Genomic DNA, 20532 nt, shown 5'->3' on the forward strand with positions numbered 1-20532 from the left:
GTCGGAATTGGCCCAGTGAACAACCCGTGTCGCCGCGAAGCTGCGTATCCTGAAATCGGTTCCTTCCGGAACGCACACCTGGAGCTGTCTGCTTGAAAGACGCCTCGAACGCCGCGCCCCCTGGCTGGCCCCGGAACACCGTGCGGGCGTTGCCCCTCCTGGTGCTCGTCCTGGCCTCGGCGTGCGCTTCGAACAAGCTCACCCAGCGGAACACCTCCTGGGCGTCGCACTTCACCGAAGCGGCCGAGCGCATCGAGGCCCGGGCCCGCGCGGTGGGCCTGTCCCGGCTGCACGATGTGCGCGCGGAGCAGGCGGAGCCGCGCGGCTGGATGGCGACGTTGTCCAAGGAGATGGCGCTCGGAGGCGCCGAGGCCCAGGGGCCTGGACATGCCGCGCTCGGGCGGGGGGCGCTGGCCCTGGGCGACCTGAACGCGGCCATCGAGCACCTGGAGGCCGCATGGGGCGCGGGCTTTCGTGAGCCCTCGGTGGTGTGGGCCCGGGCCCTGGCGCTCAGCCAGCGCTACCGCGAGCAGCGCATCACGGCGTTGACGGTGCTGGATCCGGAGGAGCGGAGGGTGCGCGAGCAGGACACGGAACGTCAGCACCGCGAGCCGGTGCTCGCCCTGCTCCGTCAGGCCCGCGAGAAGGAGGCCCCGTCGGCGGATCTCCTCGCGGCGCTCATCGCCTTTCATGAGGGCAGGCTGGACGCGGCGGCCGCCCTGCTGGAGCCCATGGCCGCCTCGCATCCCTGGTTCGTCGAGGCGCCACTGCTGCGCGCGGATGTGCTGCTGCTCCGCGCCGCCCAGCTGTGGGCGGAAGGACAGGAGGGCGCGGCCCGGGCGCGGCTGGAGCACGGCCGCGAGGCCCTCGCCGCGGCCAGGACCACGGCGGAGAGCCAGATGCAGGCATACCTGGCGCAGGCGCGCTTCGAGGCCGCCGTCATCGCCGTCATCCGGACCGACCCGCCCGGCACCGTGCCGTTGACCTACGAAGCGGGTCTGGGGCCCGCGGGCAGTGCGCTCGGCGCCCTGGACATCGCGTCCCGGCTGGACCCCGCCGCCCCCGCACCGCCCTGTGAGCGGGCACGAATGCTCAATGCCCTGGCGGAGCATCCGCGTCGCAAGGATCACTTCCAGGGCCATCTGTTCAACGAAACGGTCGAGACCACCGACGCGATATTGGCCCGGGACCCCACCAGCCGCTGCGCCTACATGGAACGGATCCGGACCCAGGTGTCCCGAGCGGAGAGGGCGAGGCAGGAAGGTTACGGCCCGGTTATGCCCAAGGAGCAGGATCTGTTGAAGGCCGTTCCCCCAGCGGGGCGGGACCTCGCGTTCCACCTCCTGCACGCCCGGGTCCTCGGACTCTGGGTGATCATCGAGAACGACTGGGGGTATACCCGGGTCGGGGACCGGCACGGCGCGCACCGCGACCAGGCGCTCGACGTCTGGCGGACCATCCTCGCGCTCGAAGCGCGCATCACCGCGTACTGGATCCAGTTCGGGGAGCTGCTCGTGGAGCGGGGCATGGACCCGTTGATGGAGGACGGCGCCGCGGACCTGGAACAGGCGGAAGCCGCCTGGGCCAAGGCAAGCACCCTGCGCACGAAGGCGCCCGGGTTGTGGCTGCTGGGAGCCCACGTCCAGATGGCGAAGGCCCTGCGAAGCCGGGCCCGGGGTGAGAAGTCTGGGAAGGCGTGGGAGACCGCCAGGGCACGCCTCCGCGACGGGCGCACCCAGCAGCCCCAGGAATCGTCCATGCATCACGCCCTGGGGCGGATCCTCCTGGAGCAGGCGAAGGAGCGTTGGGCACATGGAGGCAATCCCGCGGAGCTGCTCGACGCGGCGGAGGCGGCACAGGCGGCAGCCACGAAGCTGGACTCCGGACATGGCCCCGGAGTGCAGGGGCGGGCGGACGTCGCCGCGCTCCGAGCGGAGTACGCCTGGCGGCGAGGAGAGGATCCCTCACCTGACGTGGACAAGGCCGAAGCCCTCTACGCGCAAGCCATGCCCGAGGGACCCACGAAGACGGAGGCCATCCTGGGCCTCCTGCAGGTGCTTCAAACCCAGGCGCGCTACGAGTTGGAGCAGGGCCGGGATCCCGAGCCCGCCCTTGAGCGACAGAGGAAGTCCATCGACCTGATGGCCATACTGACCGTGATCAACCGGGTCTCCTACCTGCGAATCGTGGGGGAGCACTCCCTCGTACTGGCCCGGTGGATGGCGCGGACAGATGCCAGTCAGGCGGAGACGCTTTTCAACAACGCGCAAGCGGCCCTGACCAAAGCCCTGGAGCAGCAACCTCGGAGTCAGGAGGCCCGTCTGGCCATGGGTGAGTTGAACCGGTACCGGGCGGTGGCGATGAAGGCCGCGGGGCAGGACGCGGAGCCCTTGCTGGCAAAGGGGCTCGCGCTGGCCGACGCATTGGTGAAGGAGCGCCCGAACTGGCCCGAAGCCCTGTTGCTTCGCGCGGCGCTCCTGCGCACGAAGGATCCGGCCTCGGCCCAGGCCCGCGCGGACCGCGATGCGGCGCTGAAGGTCAATGCCAACCTCGCGCCCGGATGGGTGCGTCAGTTCCCCGAGGATATGCCCAAGGTGCCTTGAGCGTGGCGATTCAGTGCGTCGCGCAAGCAAAATGCCCATGACCGCGTAAGGCTTTGTATCCTGGAATGGCACACGTTCCGGCCCGTCACGGAACGCACCAGGAGCCGCGCCATTGAATGACGTCCCGAGCAAAGCCACCTCTGGAAGGTCCAGGAGCGGCGTGCTGGCCTTGCAGGTCCTGCTAATCATTGCGGCAACGGCCTGCGCGGCGGACAGGCAATCCCAGCGGGACACGACCTGGGCCGCGCACTTCATCAGCGCCGCGGAACGCATCGAGGCCCGGGCCCGCTCGGTGGGCATGGCCCGCCTGCACGACGTGCGCGCGGAGCAGGCGGAGCTGCGCGGCTGGATGGAAACCGTCTCCACGGAGATGGCCCTCGGAGGCGCGGAGGCCCAGGGGCCCGGACACTACGCGCTCGGGTGCGGGGAACGGGCCCTGGGTCGCGAAACGGAAGCGCTCGCACAGCTGGAGGCGGCCTGGAGCGCGGGCTTCCGTGACCCTCGCGTGGCGTGGGTCCGGGCACAACTCCTGAGCGAGCGCTACCGCGCGCTGCGGCTGGAAGCCATCGCCGCTCCCGACGCGGATGAACGGAAGGCGCGCGAGCAGGACGCGGAAAGCAAGTACCGCGAACCCGTGCTCACGCTGCTGCGTCAAGCGGCGGGAGCGGAGTCTCCGTCAACGGACTACGGCGCGGCGCTGGTCGCGATGCACGAAGACCGCCTGGACGCGGCGCTCGCGCTCCTGGAGGCCGTGAACACGAAGCATCCCTGGTTCGTGGAAGCGCGGCTGATGCGCGCGGACGTTCTCCTGCTGCGCGCCGCCTGGCACTGGAGGGAGCAGCGGACGAAAGAGTCGGGCGAGGACATGACGGCCTCATTCCAGGCGCTCACGAATGCCAGGGCCACGGCGGAGAGCTTCGCCCCAGCCCACCTGGCCCTGGGACGCTACGAGGCCGCCGCGATGAACCTCGTGCGTACCGCCTACGGAGAGAGCGTGCTGCGCCTGTCCATCGATGACGACGAGGAGCAAGGGCCGGCGCAGACGGGGCTCGCTGCGCTGGACGCGGCCACCCGGATTGATCCCGGCCATGCGGGGTTCGCCTGCGAAAAGGCGCGCTTCCTCACCATGCTCGCCGAGCGACCGAACACCTATGGAGGCTTCCTTTCCCTGCGCAGCAGGGCCGTCGAAGCCGCGCAACATGCACTGACGCTGGAGCCTGCGAGCGCTTGTGGCCGCATGGAGTGGACCCGGGTGATGGTGCAGGAGACCGAGAAGGTCCTGAAGGAGAGCCCGGTGGACTTCTACAAGCTCCAGGAGGCCCTGGATCTGCTGGAGGCCGTTCCTCCGCCTGGACGGGATCTCGGGTTCCACCTCCTGCGCGCCCGGCTCCTCCAGCTCTGGACGGAGGCTGACCTCCAGGTCGGGAGTTGGAGGGTTGGCTCCAACGGATGGAAGCACCAGGAGCAGGCCATCGAAGCCTGGCGGAGCGCGGTCGCGATCGAAAAGCGCGTGGCCGCGTACTGGGTCCAACTGGGGGAGCTCCTCCTGGCCAGGGCTTCCAATCCCACGGCGAAGGATGTCGACCAGGACCTGGAGCCAGCAGACAAGGCCGTGTGGCATGCGATGGGTGGCGGCAGCACGAAGGCAGCCGAGGTGTGGCTCCTGTGGGCGCACACCGAAGTGGCGCACGCCTTGCGGAAGCGAGCCCAAGGCGAGACGGCCCCATGGAGGTTCGAGCAGGCCGCGCACCACCTCCGCAATGCCCTCCTCGACGGGGCCCACAATCCGACCCTGCATCACGAGTTGGGGCTCGTCCTCCTGGAGCATGCGAGGGAGACCTGGGAGCACGGAGGCGACCCCACCGCCCTGCTTCAGCAGGCGGAGGCAGCCCAGGCCCAGGCGGCGAAGATGGCGCCCTCGCTGGACCTGAGCAAGTTCGGGCAGGCGGCGGTCCACGCGGCGCGAGCGGAATATGCCTGGTGGCGGGGAGCGGATCCCACCGAGGAGGCGGAGCGGGCCGACGCGCTCTACAGCCAGGCGCGCCCCTACTTCAAAACCCGGAAGGATCAGCAGTTCGTAGGCCGCATGAAGGTTTCCCACGTCCTGGCGCGCCACCAACTGGAACAGGGCCAGGATCCCGAACCCGTGCTCAAGCGACCGTGGGAAAGCCTCGACATGATTGAGCGGATTGGCCAGGACCGCGTCCTGCGTCATCGAGCCACCGGGACGATGTTCAGACTGCGTGCCCGTCATTCGGCCCGCACGGATCCGCAGAAGGCGGAGAAGGAGTCCGTCGACGCGGAGAAGTCCTACGAGGAGGCCCTCAAGGTGGAGCCCTTGAACCGGGAGGTGCGTTTGGAGGAAGGGCACCTGTTCCGGGAGTGGGCGGTGGTGCGAAAGGCCGCGAAGCAGGATTCGGAGCCACTCCTGTCCAAGGGGCTCGCGCTGGCGGACGCGTTGCTCAAGGAGCGCCCGAACTGGCCCGAAGCCCTGCTGCTGCGCGCGGCAATCCTTCGCACGAAGGACCCAGGCTCTGCCCAGGCCCGCGCGGACCGCGATGCGGCGTTGAAGGCCAATGCCAACCTCGCCCCTGGATGGGCGCGTCAGTTCCCGGAGGACGGGCCGCTCACTCCCTGAGCGCGGTGCTTCAGGGAGTGGCCGGAGACGTGGCGCAGGCGGACTGGTAATCCTGGAGCTTGCGCTCGAAGCGTTCCCGTTCCGGCGCGGGCCATTTCGCGGGCAGCAGCTCCACGGCCTTGCGCTGTTGCGCCAGCGCCTCGGTGCACTGGTTCAGCCCGAAGTGCGCGGCGGCGGCGGTCTCCAGCACGTAGGGGTTGGGGTGCTCGCCCAGCGCAGAGCGGCGGATGGCGGGGCGCAGTGCCTTCAGCGCGTCGGAGTGCTGGCCCGCCTGGACGCGCTGCCAGGCCATCTCCGTGGCGATCCACCAGTATTCGGGCGCCATCGCGTAGGCCCGGGCCAGCACCCGGGGATAGTGCGGATGATCCGGTGCATGGATGGCGAGCTGCGCGGCCAGGTTGGTCCAGGCCGAGGTGCTCGTAGGGGACCACCCCACCCGCTTCCGGGCCCACTCCAGCTTCAACTCCGTGGACAGGTCCGGGCTCCGGTTGCTGCCGTAGATGGGATGGAAGTTGACGGTGTACGGGCGGCTCATCGGATGCCCCGCCAGCATCCACGGCCTGTACCGGTCCTCTGAGAGCTGCGCGATGAGGTGCGCTGCTTCATGCTCCGGCCCACTCTCGATGACCTGACAGTCGCGCAGGCGGCCATCCACATCCAGCCGGCAGCCGAGGATGATCAGCGCGTACTGGGTGTGGGTGAACCGCGGCTCCCGCTTCATGGGGCGTACCGCCGCGGCTTCAAGGATGACCGAAGGCTGCACCTGCTCCTTCAAGAACACGCACGCCTTCTCGTAGTCCGCGTCGCATGAGGCTCGCAGCTCCCCGAAGGCGCGGCGAAGCTCCGCGTCGGAGGGATTTCCCTTCAGGACCTGGACGACCTCTTCGAAGACACGGGGCGCCTGGTCAGGCTCCAGCTCCACGGAAGGGGCCTTCAAGGAAGCAAACGCGTCGGTGGTGACGAACCCGAAGTTCGTGCCCTGGGCGATGCGGCGCTCATAGGAGCTCGGGTCGTCCAGGTAGGCATCCATGGCCAGCGACAGGTGACCATGACTCGCAGTGGACGGGGGAAGACCGTAGTGGCCACATCCCGTTGAAAGGCACAGCAGGAAGTGGGACAGCAGACGCCAGGACATGGCGCTGGACTGTAGCGCAGGGCCTCAGGGAGTCGCTGGAGCCGACACGGACGTCGTGGCCGCGACCAGGTTCCCCGCGCCGTCCTTCGCCAGGCCGTACAGCTTGATGGCGCCCGTCACGACTGGCAGACGCACCCGCCACGTACCGGGAGTGGTCCCCTTCCGGGACTCCAGCATCGTCACGCGGTCGCGCTCTGCTCGGGCTGGCGCGCCCCGGAAGTTGTAGGCGAAAGACACGTCCAGCGGAGTGGCGGAGGTGACGTCGAAGGCCACGGTCGCCCAGTCTTTTTCCAAGCCCCGGACCTCCAGGCGCACCGGCACGGGCAACTCGGGCGCTGGCTTCACGCCCGTGTACGCCTCCCGCACCGCGTGCCACGCCGGCCTCGTGGAGGTGCCAGACAGCATCCCCAGCCACAGTCCCGTGTGGTCCAGCGCCGCGCTGTAGTTGAAGACGAACAATCCCAGACACCGGCCCGCCTGGACGTGGGGAGCCAGGGCGTTGCGCCAGCCGTCCACGATGACGTCGTACTTCTCTCCGTCACCGGGTTCCTGGGGCACGCCGCGAGCGTCCTTGGGGGCCTCCCATTCGCCCTGCGCACCAAACTCGGTGATGAACCACGGCTTGCGGCCACCGGCCTGCTTCACCGCATCCGCCAGCGCGTGGATGCCCCGGCCGTAGACGTTCAAGCCATACGCATCCAGCGAGGGCACGTACTTCTCCCAGAACGGGATGCCCAGCGTCCAAGCGTCCACGGACAGCACCGGGTGCGCGGGGTCCGCCTTCTTCACCGCGCGGACGACCTTCTCCAGGAAGCGCGCGTAGGCGACCTTGGACGGATCATCCGGCGAATTGAGGATGACTTCGTTGCCCACGCCCCAAGCGAGCACCGCCGGGTGGTCCTTGAAGCGGCGCACCTGCGCGAGAGTGGCCTGGAGTTGCGCCTCACGGCCCTTGGCGTCGCGCACGTAGTCGAACGCGTCGTCATTCTCCATGCCCGGGCGACCCGGCCGCAGCCACAGTCCCACCAGCACGCGCAGGCCATGCTTGTGCGCGGCATCGAGCAGCGCGGCTGTTTCATCCCCCGTGCCCCAGGTGCGCAGCGTGTTGACGCCCAGGGCCTTGAGTTGCTCGCAATCCTTGTCGAAGTTCGCGGGCCCGCCCGTGCCACTGAAGGTGACTCCCTTCGCCACGTAGGGCTGGCCATCCACCTCCAGCTTCCAGCCCTCCCCCGCCTTCAGGATGGCGGTGCGAGCCTCTACGCCCCAGGTGGGAAGCAGGAGCGCGGTCAACAGCAGGACGCCAACAGCGACAGGTCGGGCAGTGGCCATGGATGCAGACAGTCTAGACCGCCTCAACCTCTATTCATCCAACCTGGAAAATCTTCTGCCCCTTCTGAGGTGTCATATCGAGCACGTCTGCCCCCGAAGCCTTCTCCAGAAAGCCCAGGGCGGCTTCCAACGTCTCGAATCTCTCCATCAACTCCAGAGCATTCTCCTCCTGCTTCGGGCGCAGGCATGAATTGTCATCCGAGGTAGGCCGCGGAAGTCCAGGAGGCCGTGCCGTGAAGCTCACAGGGGAGGGATGGAGCGGTGACTTCCCTCTTCCGCGCCAGCCGGACAGCCTCTCCGTAGGCCCGCGTCACCCGCCCCCGGGGTTCGCGCTACCGCTTCACTTGCGAGGAACAGTGCATCCCCTTCGCCTTGAGCGTCTCGATCATCTTATCGACCGTCTTGAGGTCCAGGCTGGGCACTTCCTTGCGCGTGGCATTCTCGACTTCATTGATGACTCTCATCTGCTCCTCCGATGACTTCTTCACGAGAGATTCCTTCATGATCTCTCTGTCAATAATACCCGTGAACTTCTTCAGGTCCCCAGACGAGAGCTTCCAATTCGAGTTGGCCGCCACGATCTCCTTGTTGATGCACGCGATGAGTTTCTTCCTCGTCTCCGTATCATCCCCCGCGGATGCGGAAGTGGGGAGGGCGAGCAGAAGAGATGCCGTCATCAGCAGTGTTCGGAACAACGGGCAGGATGACATTCGGGCCTTCCAAGAACGGTCGCGGTGAGGCGAACCATTCTGCGGCGCTGGAGGAAGGCAGGGCAACCAGCCACTCCTCAGGCCTGCGTCCCCAAGGATCGGGTTTCGTGCTACCCCGAAGCCGTGGACCCGCTTGTCACCCTCCTCGAACCGGCGCCCCGGGCAGATGAATTGCCAGGTGCGTTCCCGAGCCCCTTCGACGCCGTGGGCCCGCACGCCCTCGCGCGCCGGGCCGCGGAGTCGCTGCAGGCCATGCTTCGAGAGGGATTCATCGCTCCCGGCATTGCCAGCGCCGTCCTCCAGGGACCAGACGGCGGAAAGATGTTCGGCGTGCTCGTGGTTCGGCAGCCGGACGGAACGCTGGGCGTGCTGCGAGCCTTCTCCGCGATGCTCGCGGGACGCTGGGACGTACCGGGCTTCGTGCCTCCCGTATTCGACCGTGAGGAACGCGCCCGCGTGGAGCCAGTGGCCGACGCCACGGTGAAGTCCCTGCTGGCCCGCGCCGAAATGTGGAGCACCTCAGAGGAATTGCGTCGCGTGCGCGAGGACGATGACGCCCGTCAGACACGCGAGGCAACGGAGCGCGAAGCCATGCGCGTGCGCCACGAAGACAGACGCCGCCAGCGCCATGGACGTCGCGCCGCCATCGTGGCCATGTCCGCGCTCACGGAGACCGAACGCGCCCAGGCACTTCACGCGCTCGACCAGGAGAGCCGGGGCGACAAGGCGGAGAAGCGCCGGTGGGACGCAGCGCAAGAAGAGGCCCGCCACCTGCTCGCCCCCGCCCGAGCAAAGGCGGAACGTCGCGTGCGCGCGCTGGACCGACTGCGGCGCATCGTCTCACGCGCCTTCATGAAGCAATTCCACGACACCTACGCCATCACCAACGCCCGAGGCGAAACCCGCCCCCTCCGTTCGCTCTACGGTGGCGCGGAGCCCCCGTCCGGTGCTGGCGACTGCGCGGGTGCGAAGCTTCTCGCTTACGCCTTCGCGCACGGACTCCAGCCCGTGGCGCTCGCGGAGTTCTGGTGGGGCACGCCTCCCGCGTCCGGTGGCCGCATCCAGGGCGCCTTCTATCCGGCGTGCCGCGACAAGTGCGGCCCCCTGCTCCCATTCATGCTGGAAGGCCTGGAGGTCTCAGCGCCCCGAGTCTTCGTCCCACCGCCCGCGCCCACGCCGGACCTCTCCATCGTCTTCGAGGACGCGTGGCTGGTCGTCATCGACAAGCCCTGTGGCCTGCTGTCCGTGCCAGGCCGGGATGCATCCCTCCTGGACTCGGTGCTCACCCGCCTGCGCGCGCGATACCCCAACGCCACGGGACCACTGCTCGCGCACCGGCTGGACCTGGACACATCCGGGTTGCTCGTCGCCGCGCTGGACAGCCGCACGCACGCGTCCCTTCAACGCCAGTTCCTCCACCGCGACGTGGCCAAGCGCTACGTGGCGCTCATCGACGGTCCCGTCCACGGCGACGCGGGCACCATCACCCTGCCCCTCCGCGTGGACCTGGATGACCGTCCCCGGCAGATCGTCGACCCCATCCACGGCAAGCCCGCGGTCACCGACTGGGAGGTCCTCCACCGCGCAGTGAGCCACACGCGCGTGGCCTTCCATCCACGCACGGGTCGCACGCACCAGCTCCGCGTCCACGCGGCGCACCCACAGGGCCTGGGCGCGCCCATCGTGGGAGACCCGCTGTACGGACACGCGGGCCTCCGCCTGCACCTGCACGCCGAAGCGCTGTCCTTCGTGCATCCAGCCACGGGGCAGCGCGTGTCCTTCACTCGCGCCGCCCCGTTCTGAACTTCCGCGTCAGTTGACGAGCAGCACCTTGCCCACGCCGCCCTGCTCCGCGACCTTCTGGGCTTCGCGCGCGTCGTCCAGCTTGAACGTCCGGCTGATGGGAATCACCAGATCCCCCTTCGCCGCGCTCACCGCGATCTGCTCGAGCCGGCGCGCATCCGGATGGGCCATGAAGCTGCGCACGACGAGGCCCTTCTCCTTCGCGCCCTTCGGCTCACCCAGCACGCTGCCCACGGTCCCGCCGTGCTTCACCTTGTCGAGCACCGCCGCCACGGCCTCACCGCCCACCGTGTCCGCCACCGCGTCCAGCGTGGGCAGCTTCGCGACGTCCTTCGGATCATCCAGCGCGACGACGCCGTCCACGCCCAGCTTCCGGGCCTCCTCCACCTGCGTCTTCCGCACGCCCGCCCAGATCTTCGCGCCCCGCGCCCGCGCAGCGAAGACGGCCGAGCGCCCCACCGCGCCCAGCGCGCCGGTGACGAGCACCGTCTCCCCCTGGGAGGGCCGCACGTGCTCCTCGATGAGCTGCGTGCCCGTCAGCGTCACCAGCGGCAGCGCGGCGGCGGCCCGCAGGTCCAGGTTGTCGGGCACCTTCGCCCAGGCCTCCGTGGGCGCGACCACCGTCTCCGCGTAGCCGGCGTTCACCAGGCCCATCACTCGGTCGCCGGGCTCGAAGTCCTCCACGCCCGTGCCCACCTCCACGACCTCGCCGGCCACGTCGCGCCCGAGGATGGTGGGGAACTTCAGGTCCATCCGCCCCTTCATGTCCCCTCGGCGGATCTTCCAGTCCACCGGGTTGATGCCCGCGGCGGTGACGCGGACCTTCACCTCGCCCGGCCCCACCTTCGGCTCGGGCATCTCTTGCACCGCGAGCACATCCACGTCCCCATAGCCTTTGAGCACGACCGCTTTCATCCGGGCCTCCACGTAAGCCGAGCAAGGGAAGAGACTTCCAACGTCGGCCCAACGGTAAGCACCCGCCCGGGGGCCGCCATCGTCGGCGACCGGTCGCCCCGCCTCCTGCTCCCCTGGACGGCGGATGGCCGTCAGCGGGGCTGGAACTCCAGCGCCTCGCGCAGCACCGGATACGTATCCTGCGCGGCGGTGCTGCCCATGAAGGTGTCCAGGTGGCCGTAGCCCGGCAGCATGCGGCGCTGGTACCAGCGCGCGCCGTTCGCCTCGCGCAGCCACTGGAAGGTGCGCTCCGTGGAGGACGGCAGGTACGTGCGGTTCTGCTCGCTGGAGACGAACGTGATGGGCCGCTGGAAGGGCTCCGGGTCCAGGTAGTCCGGCGGCCGCGCCTGCCCGTAGCGCCGCAGGTTCTCCGCGCGGCCGTAGTCGAACTTCACCGCGTGACCGCCGCGCGACATCTGCCCCAGGTGGCGGAATGTCAGCAGGTTGCACCTGCCGAACTGCTCCTCCAGCCGCGCGTGCGTCTCCGGGTTGAGGCGCGCGTGCCGGTACAGCCGGCCGTACATGAACGACAGCCGGTGGCACACCGGGCTGTCACACTCCATCCGCAGGAAGCCCGCCACCTTCGTGAAGGCCGCCTGGAACAGCGGCGTGCGGGACGCGTCATCCGGCGTCAGCGAATCCAGCCCCGCGTCCAGCAGCTCCGGCACCCGCAGGAGCGCCTTGAAGCGCGTGGAGGCCGGCGTGTGGTGGTGCAGCGCCACCTGCGACGCCACCACGGTGCGCACGTCCTGCAGATGGCCCGCGGCCATGGACATGAAGAACGCCGCGGACCCCGCGCAGTGCACCACCGCCTGCACCGACTCCGCGCCGGTGATTTCGCGGATGCGCCGCACCGCCGTCGGCATGTCGTGGTCCGCCGCGTCGTCCAGCGTGAACTGGCGCAGGGGCAGCTGCACGCTGGCGCGCCAGTCCAGGAGCCACGTGTCATAGCCGTGGCGCACCAGGTACTGGACGAAGTTCTCCTTCAGCGTGGGCAGCATGAACATGCCGCTCCACACGCCCGCGCCGTGCACCAGCAGCACCGGCCCCTTCGTGCCGCCCACGTAGCGGGTGAGCTTGAGGGGCACGCCGTCGCCCGCGAGGAAGTCGTACCGCTCGGCCACGGGCAGGCCCTGGAGCGAGACATCCTGGGACAACGTCCGCGACACCGCCGCGCTGCTTCGGTAATCAAAAGCCATGGGCCACCGCCTCCGCGATGCGCTCGGCCACCGCGCTGATGGTCATCACCGGATGGAAACCGATGGACGTGGGGATGACGGAGCCATCCGCCACGTACAGTCCGGGGTAGTTGAACACTTCGCCCTCCGTCGACACGACGCCTCGGCCCGGCGACTCTGCCAGGTGCGCCCCGCCCAGCGAGTGCACCGTGAACGGCCGGCGGAACAGCTCCCACGTGACGAGCGGCGCGAACGTCCCGCCATACTGCGAGGCCAGCTCATGCATCGCGGACGTCATGCGATTCACCAGTGCCACGTTCTCGTTCGCGTAGTCCCACTCGATGTCCAGCCGGTCGCCCTTGAGCACCATGTGTCCGTTGGCATTGTCCTGGCCAATGGCGAACAGGTTGCTCGTGCGCGCCGGATCCACGCCGGTGCCCAGCGGCTTGCTGAACAGCCCCTTGGCGAACGCGCCGTGCAACAGCGGCCACAGCTTCGGCCACAGCGGGGCCCCCATGCCGCCCAGCAGGCCCAGCTGCGGCTGCCCCAGCCCCGCGAGCACCGCCGTCGCCGGCCGGTTGAACGTGGCCGTCACCATGGTGAAGCGCGGCGCGGCGTCGAAGAAGCGCATCACCGTGGCCACGTCCGGCCCCTCCCACGGGAGGATCTCCTCGCGGCTGCCGTGCAGCGAGCCCAGGAAGTCGCCGTTGCCGGAGTAGCCGCGGCCCAGCCAATCGCTCACCAGCGGCAGCGTGCGGGCCCGGTCACGGCTGCGCAGCAGTATCTCCACCGTGCCCAGCGCCCCGGCGGACAGCACCACGCGGCTGCCCTCCACGGACGTCTTCTCCCCGGTGGCCAGGTCCTTGAAGTGCACCCGGTAGCCGCCCGCCACGCGCTGCACGTGGGACACGGACAGGCCCGGCCACACCGTGGCGCCCAGCTTCTCCGCTCGCGCCAGATAGGTGAGGTCCAGGGTGTTCTTCGCGCCGGACTGGCAGCCGAACTCGCACTCCGCGCAGCGCTGGCACGCCTTGCGGCCCGGGGCGGAGGGCTCCGTCCAGGACACCGCCTGGTCCGGGTCGAACGTCTGGCGGCCCATGCGCCGGGCCGCCTGTTGGAACAGGTCGCGCTTGCGCAACGGGTCGGACGCGGGGAACGGCTTCACGTCCAGCTCGTGCGCCACCTTGTCGTAATACGGATCCAATGCCTCGCGGCTGAAGCCCCGAGGCCAGCGCGGATGGTCGAAGACGATGGGGTCCGGCCGCACGTGGATGTTCGCGTAGACGAGCGACCCGCCGCCCACGCCGCTCGCCGTCACCGTGCCGATGCCAGACAGGAAGCGCACGTCATAGAGCCCGCGCGCCTCCGGGCGGATGGGATTGCGCCAGAGCAGCTCGTCCGCGCGCGTGACGTCCCGAGGGAACTGGCCCGGGTTGTACCGGCGGCCCCGCTCCAGCACCGCCACGGACCTGCCCGCCTGCGCCAGCCGGAGCGCGGTGATGGAACCGCCGAAGCCGGAGCCCACCACCACCACGTCGTACTTCTTCGCCATGTCCATGGTGTGTTCCCCCTAGTCGAACTTCGCGCGGGCGAAGACGTCCCAGAGCGTGCCCATGAACATGCCGCCGAAGCGCCGCATCGCGTCCGCCTGCTTCAGCGGCGAGGACGTTCCCAGCACGGAGAACGTGGTGAGCTGCTGGAGGAAGTCCGGCAGGTGCAGTCGGATGATGCCAGTGGCGACGATGGGGCCGGTGCGTTCGTGCCCCTTGCGCAGCACGGTGTAGAGCGTGGACGTGTCGCTCCACACGTCGAAGCCCGCGTCGTCGTTGACCTCCTTGTAGCCATCCAGGAGGTACGGCTGGCCATCCACGCCGGTGAAGGGCATCAGGTACAGCATGCGCCGCTCGTAGAAGCGCTCCGTGCCCACGAAGAGGTTGAAGACGCCGTTCTCCACCGGAGCACCCCCGGGCGGCGTGAAGCCGCGCACGTGCAGCGTGCCCTGCACGATGCCGCCGTGTGACTCCTGCGCGAGGAAGCGGTCCAGGTTGGGCAGCGTGATGGTGACGACGAACTCCGCCGTCTGCCCACCGCGCTGGCCCGCCCGCGCAGCTCCGGCGAAGTCCTCCGGCGACGGGTGGTTCGGCTGGAGGAAGCCCTTCATCCGCTCCGTGAAGCGCAGGCCCACCACCGGCGTGGGAGACACCACCGTGCCACCGGGCGGAATCACCACGTCGCCCAGCGGATCCGTTCCGGGCACCACCGGCGAGGCCACCGTCTCCACCTCCGGCATCATCCGCATGCTGACGCGAGGCGGGTACGCGGGTGCGGCCTTCATCGGCACGCGCTCCGGCGCCACCCAGCCCGGCGCGTCCTTCGCCTCGCGGATGGCCCGCTCCACGTTGAGCTCCGCCACCGCGGCGATGGTGGAGGACGGGTTGACGCCCACGCCCACCGGCAGCGCCGCGCCGTCCATGACGTAGAGGCCGGGATAGCCGTGCACCTGGCCGTCGGGCTTGAGGACGCCGTACGCGGGCTCCTCCGCCATCGCGCAGCCGCCCAGGTTGTGCACGGACACCGGCAGGTGCAGCCGCTCCCACAGCGGGTTGTAGGCGGCGCGCGTGCCCAGCGCTCGGGCCACGTCCTCGCAGAGCTGTTCCTGCGTACGGTACAGCGGCAGGTTCGCGGGCACGTCCCACTGCACCTGGAGTTCGCGCGTGATGGGCGACAGCGTCAGCCGGCCGTTGGACTTGTCCCGGCCCATGGCCAGGAACACGGCCTGGAAGCGACCGCGCTCGTTCTCGATGGCGGCCATCTCCTTGGAGCGCGTGCGCAGCACCTTCACCAGCTCGCGCTGGAGCAGGTCCGCAGGGAGCGTCATGGCGCGGTCCGGGTCCATGGCCACCATCAGCCCCGCGGCCTGCGCCGGGTGCCCGCCCTCCTGGAAGAGGAACCAGGTCTTGTCCTTGCCCTGGCCTTCATCCACCACCATGCCGGTGGTGATGGTGGGGCCCACCGCGGGGTCCCACGGCTCCTTCGTGTCGAAGGCGAAGGCGAGGAAGTCCCCGTTGGCGGAATAGCGCGTGCCCAGCCGCGCGCTCAGGTCCGGCAGCGTGCCGTGCACGTCGCGGTTGCGCAGCAACAGCTCCGTGGAGTTCACCGCGCCCGCGCACAGGAAGACGCGGCGGGCCTCCACGGTGCGCTGCATGCCGGCGCTGGCGTGGTCGGTGAAGGTGACGCGGTAGCCCGGCGACAGGGGCTCGATGCGGGTGACCTCCGCCTGGGTGGTGACCTCCGCGCCCCGCTGTTCGGCGACGGCCAGGTAGTTCAGGTCCAGGGTGTTCTTCGCGCGGCGGTTGCAGCCGATGTCACACTCGCCGCAGTAGTTGCAGCCCTCCTGGAGCACGCCGAACTTGTTGGGCAGGGGCTCGCCCGCGGGGGCGAAGCGCACGGCGAGGTTCGGGTAGAAGAACTGCGCCTCGCGGCCCAGCTTCTTCGCCACCTCCTGCATCCGCTTCGTCTTGGGCGGCAGCCCGCGCGCGGCGGCGGTGATGGGCTGCACGTCCAGCATGTGCGCGACCAGGTCGTAGTACGGATCCAACGACTCCCGGCTGTAGCCCTCCGGCCACCCGGACGCGAACACGTCCGGCGGCGGGCGCAGGTGCACGTTGGCGTAGATGAGCGAGCCGCCGCCGTACCCCGCGGCCTGCACCACGCTCATCCCCTTGAGGAGCTTGATGTCGAAGAGCCCCTGCCGGTGCTGCCACAGCCAGCCGTTGCGAGGATCCTCGAAGTCGCGAGGGAAGCTGCCCTTCGGGTAGCGCAGGCCACGTTCGAGCACGCGCACGGTCAAACCCGCCTGCGCGAGCCGACAGGCCGCCACCGCGCCGCCAAACCCGGTGCCGATGACCAGGGCGTCGTATGCCGGTGCCATGTTCCCCCTCGGGTGCGGTCCCTGGGGAGCAGGGATCCGGAAGCGCGACCCGGGAACGTCCAGGTGAAGGACGGACCTGACTCTACAACGGGTCACCCCCGTTTCCTTGAGGCCGGCCCCCCTCCGTGGATCAGCATTTTTCGCTCTGGAGAACTGGATTCCATGATCAGCGCGGATAGGTTGGCGGGCGAGCGGGCAGATGGCTCGCTTGGACGCGCGACGTCATGGCCATGGCCCGGTACCATCGGCGCGGAACGACCTTTCCCATGAACGCTGACGATTGCCAGAAGCGGGGTCACCAGAGGTGGTGACGGACGAGGAGGTCCCGGCGGCGCCAGCGGCGACCGCGTCCTCGGTGGATCCGCTGGTGGGGTCGACGATTGGCGAGTTCGTCATCCGGGAGCGCGTGGGCGCTGGAGGGATGGGGGTCGTCTACCGGGCGGAGCACCCACTGATTGGCAAGCACGCGGCCATCAAGGTGATGCGCGCGGAGCTGGTGTCCCCGGAGCAGGAGCAGCGGCTGCTGGTGGAGGCGCGGGCGGTGAACGCCATCCGGCATCCGGGCGTGCTGGACATCTTCAACTTCGGAACGCTGCCGGACTGCCGGCCCTACGTGGTGATGGAGTTGCTCCAGGGCCAGTCGCTCGCGGACCGGATGCGCGAGCAGGACCGGATGGACGTGGGGACCACGGCCTGGATGTTGGATCAGGTCCTGGCCGCGCTGGGGGCCGCGCACCGGGCGGGAGTGGTGCACCGGGACCTGAAGCCCGCGAACGTGTTCCTGATGGAGCAGCCGGACGCGGCGCCGCTGATCAAGTTGGTCGACTTCGGCATCGCCAAGGTGATGCAGGAGCATGACGCGCTGGCACGGGCGGACCGCTCCACGGTGGGAACGCCGGACTTCATGGCCCCGGAGCAGATCCGCGGCGGAGAGGTGGGCCCGGCCGCGGACCTGTACGCGCTGGGCGTGATGGCGTTCCACATGCTCACGGGCACCCGGCCGTTCCAGGGTGACAACGTGCAGGTGATGTTCGCGCACGTGGAGCAGATCCCTCCCCGGGTGTCGTCGCGGGTGGAGGGGATTCCGCCGGAGCTCGATGAGCTGGTGTTCCAGTTGATGGAGAAGGAGCCCTCGAAGCGGCCCGCGACCGCGACGGCCGTGCGGATGAAGCTCCGGGGGCTGGCGCGACCACCTGTGCCCTCCGTGAGCGTGGAGCAGAAGACGCCACCGCCGGCGAGCGTGGAGTCGCGGGCCGTACCGCAGGTGCCCACGGCCACCGTGCCGCCGGGGCGCCGGAACGGGGGGTCCATCGCGGTGGCGGCGGTTGCTGGTGTGGCGCTGCTGGGAGTGGGTTACGGGTTGGGGACGCAGGCGCGGAAGGCGGAGCAGACGCAAGTGATTGCGCTACCGCGACCTTCCGAACCGGTGATGGTGGACGCGAGGCCCACGCCTCCGGTGGAGCCGCCGCCGCAGGCCCCTGTCGAGGAGCCGCCCGAGGTCATCGCGGAAGAAGCGCCTGCGGAGGCAGAGACCGCGACAGCGACCCTGGCGAAGTCCACGAAGTTGCCACCGCTGCCGGCGGGAACTGCCTCCGAGAAGAAGCTGGAGCAGCGGCTCGCAGGTCTGTTCAAGCTCCTGCTGGCGCGGGCGAAGGACGTGGATGCGGAGGGGGCGCTGCGCGGCAAGCTGATCCAGCAGTACCGGGCCGCCACGGACGCGACGGACGCCGAGCGTGCGCGCATCCATGTCGCGCTGGATGACATCGAGAAGGACCTGACCCAGCGCATCGCGCTGCACGACGCGCCCCCACCTCCCGTCGTCGTCGCCGCCGCTCCGGAGCCGCCCAAGGTTCCGGCGCTCGTGATTCCCAAACTCCCCACCCTGCCCCAGGGCAATGCGTCCGAGCAGAAGCTGGCCCAGCGCATGGACAAGCTGGTCGCGGAGCTGCGCAAGCGCACGAAGAACCAGGATGTCGCGCCGGAGCTCACGAAGCAGCTGGTGGACATCTACAAGTCCGCGGCGAACGCCACGACCGCCACCGAGCGCATGACCGTGCATCAGGCCTTGGATGCGTGGCAGGAGCGGTTGACGACGCGCTTCCCTCGCTGAGCACTACGTCCAGGGGATCCACGGAAGTCCCGAACCCTCAACATCTCCATGACGGGCCCTGGCGGGCGGCGTCATGAGGGAGTCTGCGGCTGAAGGACAGCCGGGAGGAAAAGGACCGGCTCACTGGAAGTACTGGGGACCCCGCGTCGACTGGCGGACGAGCGAACAACCGACAAGCCCACAGGGCACGCGACGGCGTCCCGGGCTCACGGTACTGTCACCGCAAAACGAGCTTTTCAATGAAGACGCGAAGAATTCCGGAGACGGGGGCACACCGGGCGCTGACGGAGCGGGAGGTGCCGGTGGCGATGGCATCCACTGCGCCGAAGGCGGATCCGCTGCTGGGGGCGCAGCTGGGTGAGTTCATCATCCAGGAGCGCATTGGCGCGGGTGGGATGGGGGTGGTGTACCGGGCGGAGCACCCCATCATTGGCAAGCAGGCGGCCATCAAGGTGTTGCGCGCGGAGTTGATGTCGCCAGAGCAGGCGCAGCGGTTGCTGGTGGAGGCGCGGTCGGTCAACGCCATCCGTCACCCGGGCATCCTGGACATCTTCAACTTCGGGTCGTTGCCGGACGGGCGGCCGTACGTGGTGATGGAGTTGCTCCAGGGCCAGTCGCTCGCGGCCGTGTTGCGCGCGCGAGGCCGGCTGGACGTGGGGACCGCGGTCTGGATGTTGGATCAGATCCTCTCACCGCTGGGGGCAGCGCACCGGGCGGGGGTGGTGCACCGGGACCTGAAGCCGGCGAACGTGTTCATGGCGGAGCGGCCGGACGCGGCGCCCATGCTCAAGCTGGTCGACTTCGGCATCGCCAAGGTGCTGCAGTCGCACGAGGGACTGACGAACGCGGACGGTTCCGTGCTGGGGACACCGGACTTCATGGCCCCGGAGCAGGTCCGCGGCGGCGCGGTCGGCCCGGCCACGGACCTGTATGCGCTGGGCGTGATGGCGTTCCAGATGTTCACCGGCGAGCGGCCCTTCCAGGGTGACAACGTGCAGGTGATGTTCGCGCACGTCGAACAGGCACCGCCGCCGCCCTCTTCGAAGGTGGAGGGCCTGCCGCCGGAGCTCGATGCGCTGCTGCTCCAGTTGCTGGAGAAGGATCCAGCGAAGCGGCCTGCCTCTGCGGAGGAGGTGCGGCAAAGGTTGAAGGCGCTGTCCCTGGAGCGGCCTCCGGGCGCGCTGGGGCCCTCCGAGCCGGTGGAGCCGAAGCGGGAGGAGCCCACATCTCCGACGGCGCCCCGTCCGCCGGGGCTCGCGGTGATGCTCGCGGATCGCCGGAAGGTGGCACCGCTCGCGGCGGTGGCGGTCGCGGGGGTGGCGCTGCTGGGCACTGGACTGTGGTGGATGACCCGGCCCGTTGAGACGCCGCCCAAGGTGGAGCAGCGTCTGCCCATGCCGCTCCCGTCCGTGGTGAAGGCGCCGGAGCCGGTGGTGCCACCCGCGCCGGAGCCGGTCGTGACCGCCGAGCCCGAGCCCGAGCCGGAGGCGCCCGAGGAAGAGGCGCCGGAGACGGAGGTGAAGTCAGGACTGCCTTCGCTGCCGCTCACGACGGCGTCGGAGAAGAAGCTGGCGCGGCGGTTGTTTGGTTTGTTCAAGCAGCAGCGGGTGCGGGCGAAGGACGTGGACGAGGACGGAGCGTTGCGCGGCAAGCTGATCCACCAGTACCGGGCCGCCGCGGATGCGACGACGGAGGCCGAGCGCGCGAGGATCCACGTGGCGCTGGATGGCATCGAGAAGGAGCTGACGCAGCGCATCGCCTTGCATGATGCACCGCCCGTGGTCGTCGTCCCGGAGATGCCGAAGGTCCCACCGCTCGTGCTGCCCTCGCTGCCCACCCTGCCCCGGACCAGTGGGCCTGAGCAGCGATTGGCACAGCGGTTGGACAGGCTGGTCGCGGAGCTGCGCAAACGCACGAAGGGGCAGGACGTCGCTCCGGAACTCACGCGAAAGCTGGTGGGCCTCTACACGGAGGCCGCGAAGGCCGAGACCGCCACCGATCGCATGGCCGTGAATCAGGCGCTGGATACGTGGCAGGAGCAGCTGAACGCGCGGCTCCCGCGCTGATCATCGAGAAGTCAGGCACGACCCCATGGGTCATGCGGATCCAAGAGTTCCTCCTCATCGGGGATGCGGATCAGG

12 protein-coding genes are annotated in these 20532 nt (G+C 69.4%); 5 read left to right on the forward strand and 7 right to left on the reverse strand.

Annotated features, from left to right (window positions below; all coding sequences use genetic code 11):
- Positions 1–92: 92 nt before the first annotated feature.
- Both D7X99_RS42705 and D7X99_RS07245 read left to right on the forward strand, forming a co-directional pair.
- Positions 93–2603, forward strand: a complete 2511-nt coding sequence (locus D7X99_RS42705) for a hypothetical protein (RefSeq protein ID WP_158626944.1) — start codon at positions 93–95, stop codon at positions 2601–2603.
- A 169-nt stretch (positions 2604–2772) separates the two neighbouring features.
- Positions 2773–5241: a hypothetical protein gene (locus D7X99_RS07245; protein WP_147476052.1), complete on the forward strand. Its 2469-nt coding sequence runs from the start codon at positions 2773–2775 to the stop codon at positions 5239–5241.
- 10 nt (positions 5242–5251) lie between these two features.
- On the opposite strand, the gene D7X99_RS07250 is transcribed toward D7X99_RS07245, so the two are convergent.
- The 3 genes from D7X99_RS07250 to D7X99_RS42235 all read right to left on the reverse strand — a co-directional run bounded on the left by D7X99_RS07250 (position 5252) and on the right by D7X99_RS42235 (position 8382).
- Positions 5252–6376: a hypothetical protein gene (locus D7X99_RS07250; RefSeq protein WP_147476053.1), complete on the reverse strand. Its 1125-nt coding sequence runs from the start codon at positions 6374–6376 to the stop codon at positions 5252–5254.
- Positions 6377–6400: 24 nt separating this feature from the next.
- A complete protein-coding gene (locus D7X99_RS07255) occupies positions 6401–7705 on the reverse strand; it encodes a glycoside hydrolase family 2 TIM barrel-domain containing protein (RefSeq protein ID WP_121777107.1) in 1305 nt (434 codons plus the stop codon).
- Positions 7706–8037: 332 nt separating this feature from the next.
- Positions 8038–8382 (reverse strand): hypothetical protein, encoded by a 345-nt coding sequence (locus D7X99_RS42235; RefSeq protein ID WP_147476054.1) that lies wholly within the window; start codon positions 8380–8382, stop codon positions 8038–8040.
- A gap of 285 nt (positions 8383–8667) precedes the next feature.
- Between D7X99_RS42235 and D7X99_RS07265 the strand changes: the two genes are divergently transcribed.
- Positions 8668–10218: an RluA family pseudouridine synthase gene (locus D7X99_RS07265; RefSeq protein ID WP_233613156.1), complete on the forward strand. Its 1551-nt coding sequence runs from the start codon at positions 8668–8670 to the stop codon at positions 10216–10218.
- Between the two features lie 9 nt (positions 10219–10227).
- On the opposite strand, the gene D7X99_RS07270 is transcribed toward D7X99_RS07265, so the two are convergent.
- From D7X99_RS07270 to D7X99_RS07285, 4 genes are all read right to left on the reverse strand, one after another.
- Positions 10228–11133 carry an NADP-dependent oxidoreductase gene (locus tag D7X99_RS07270; protein WP_121777110.1) on the reverse strand — a complete coding sequence of 302 codons (906 nt, stop codon included), beginning with the start codon at positions 11131–11133 and terminating at the stop codon, positions 10228–10230.
- Positions 11134–11264: 131 nt separating this feature from the next.
- Positions 11265–12371, reverse strand: coding sequence for an alpha/beta fold hydrolase (locus D7X99_RS07275; protein ID WP_121777111.1), 1107 nt, complete (start codon positions 12369–12371; stop codon positions 11265–11267).
- Positions 12361–13908 (reverse strand): FAD-dependent oxidoreductase, encoded by a 1548-nt coding sequence (locus D7X99_RS07280; protein ID WP_199756324.1) that lies wholly within the window; start codon positions 13906–13908, stop codon positions 12361–12363. The genes D7X99_RS07275 and D7X99_RS07280 overlap by 11 nt, the downstream gene beginning before the upstream one ends.
- A 12-nt stretch (positions 13909–13920) precedes the next feature.
- Positions 13921–16281: a GMC oxidoreductase gene (locus D7X99_RS07285; RefSeq protein WP_121777112.1), complete on the reverse strand. Its 2361-nt coding sequence runs from the start codon at positions 16279–16281 to the stop codon at positions 13921–13923.
- A 280-nt stretch (positions 16282–16561) separates the two neighbouring features.
- On the opposite strand from D7X99_RS07285, the gene D7X99_RS07290 reads away from it, so the two are divergent.
- Together D7X99_RS07290 and D7X99_RS44410 are read left to right on the forward strand one after the other, a co-directional pair.
- Positions 16562–18391 carry a serine/threonine-protein kinase gene (locus tag D7X99_RS07290; protein WP_216671940.1) on the forward strand — a complete coding sequence of 610 codons (1830 nt, stop codon included), beginning with the start codon at positions 16562–16564 and terminating at the stop codon, positions 18389–18391.
- A 239-nt stretch (positions 18392–18630) separates the two neighbouring features.
- The gene (locus D7X99_RS44410; protein WP_121777114.1) at positions 18631–20457 is read left to right on the forward strand and encodes a serine/threonine-protein kinase; all 1827 of its coding nucleotides are present in this window, start codon (positions 18631–18633) and stop codon (positions 20455–20457) included.
- The last annotated feature ends 75 nt before the right edge of the window (positions 20458–20532 follow it).

This window comes from Corallococcus sp. AB032C, assembly GCF_003668935.1.
GTDB lineage: Bacteria > Myxococcota > Myxococcia > Myxococcales > Myxococcaceae > Corallococcus > Corallococcus exiguus.

Bases quoted from the DNA above. Each gene is read 5' to 3' on its own strand.
- D7X99_RS07265 (WP_233613156.1), top strand. From the start codon at position 8,668: ATGCTTCGAGAGGGATTCATCGCTCCCGGCATTGCCAGCGCCGTCCTC.
- D7X99_RS07275 (WP_121777111.1), bottom strand. From the start codon at position 12,371: ATGGCTTTTGATTACCGAAGCAGCGCGGCGGTGTCGCGGACGTTGTCC.
- D7X99_RS07285 (WP_121777112.1), bottom strand. From the start codon at position 16,281: ATGGCACCGGCATACGACGCCCTGGTCATCGGCACCGGGTTTGGCGGC.
- D7X99_RS07255 (WP_121777107.1), bottom strand. From the start codon at position 7,705: ATGGCCACTGCCCGACCTGTCGCTGTTGGCGTCCTGCTGTTGACCGCG.
- D7X99_RS07250 (WP_147476053.1), bottom strand. From the start codon at position 6,376: ATGTCCTGGCGTCTGCTGTCCCACTTCCTGCTGTGCCTTTCAACGGGA.
- D7X99_RS42235 (WP_147476054.1), bottom strand. From the start codon at position 8,382: ATGACGGCATCTCTTCTGCTCGCCCTCCCCACTTCCGCATCCGCGGGG.
- D7X99_RS44410 (WP_121777114.1), top strand. From the start codon at position 18,631: ATGAAGACGCGAAGAATTCCGGAGACGGGGGCACACCGGGCGCTGACG.
- D7X99_RS07270 (WP_121777110.1), bottom strand. From the start codon at position 11,133: ATGAAAGCGGTCGTGCTCAAAGGCTATGGGGACGTGGATGTGCTCGCG.
- D7X99_RS07280 (WP_199756324.1), bottom strand. From the start codon at position 13,908: ATGGACATGGCGAAGAAGTACGACGTGGTGGTGGTGGGCTCCGGCTTC.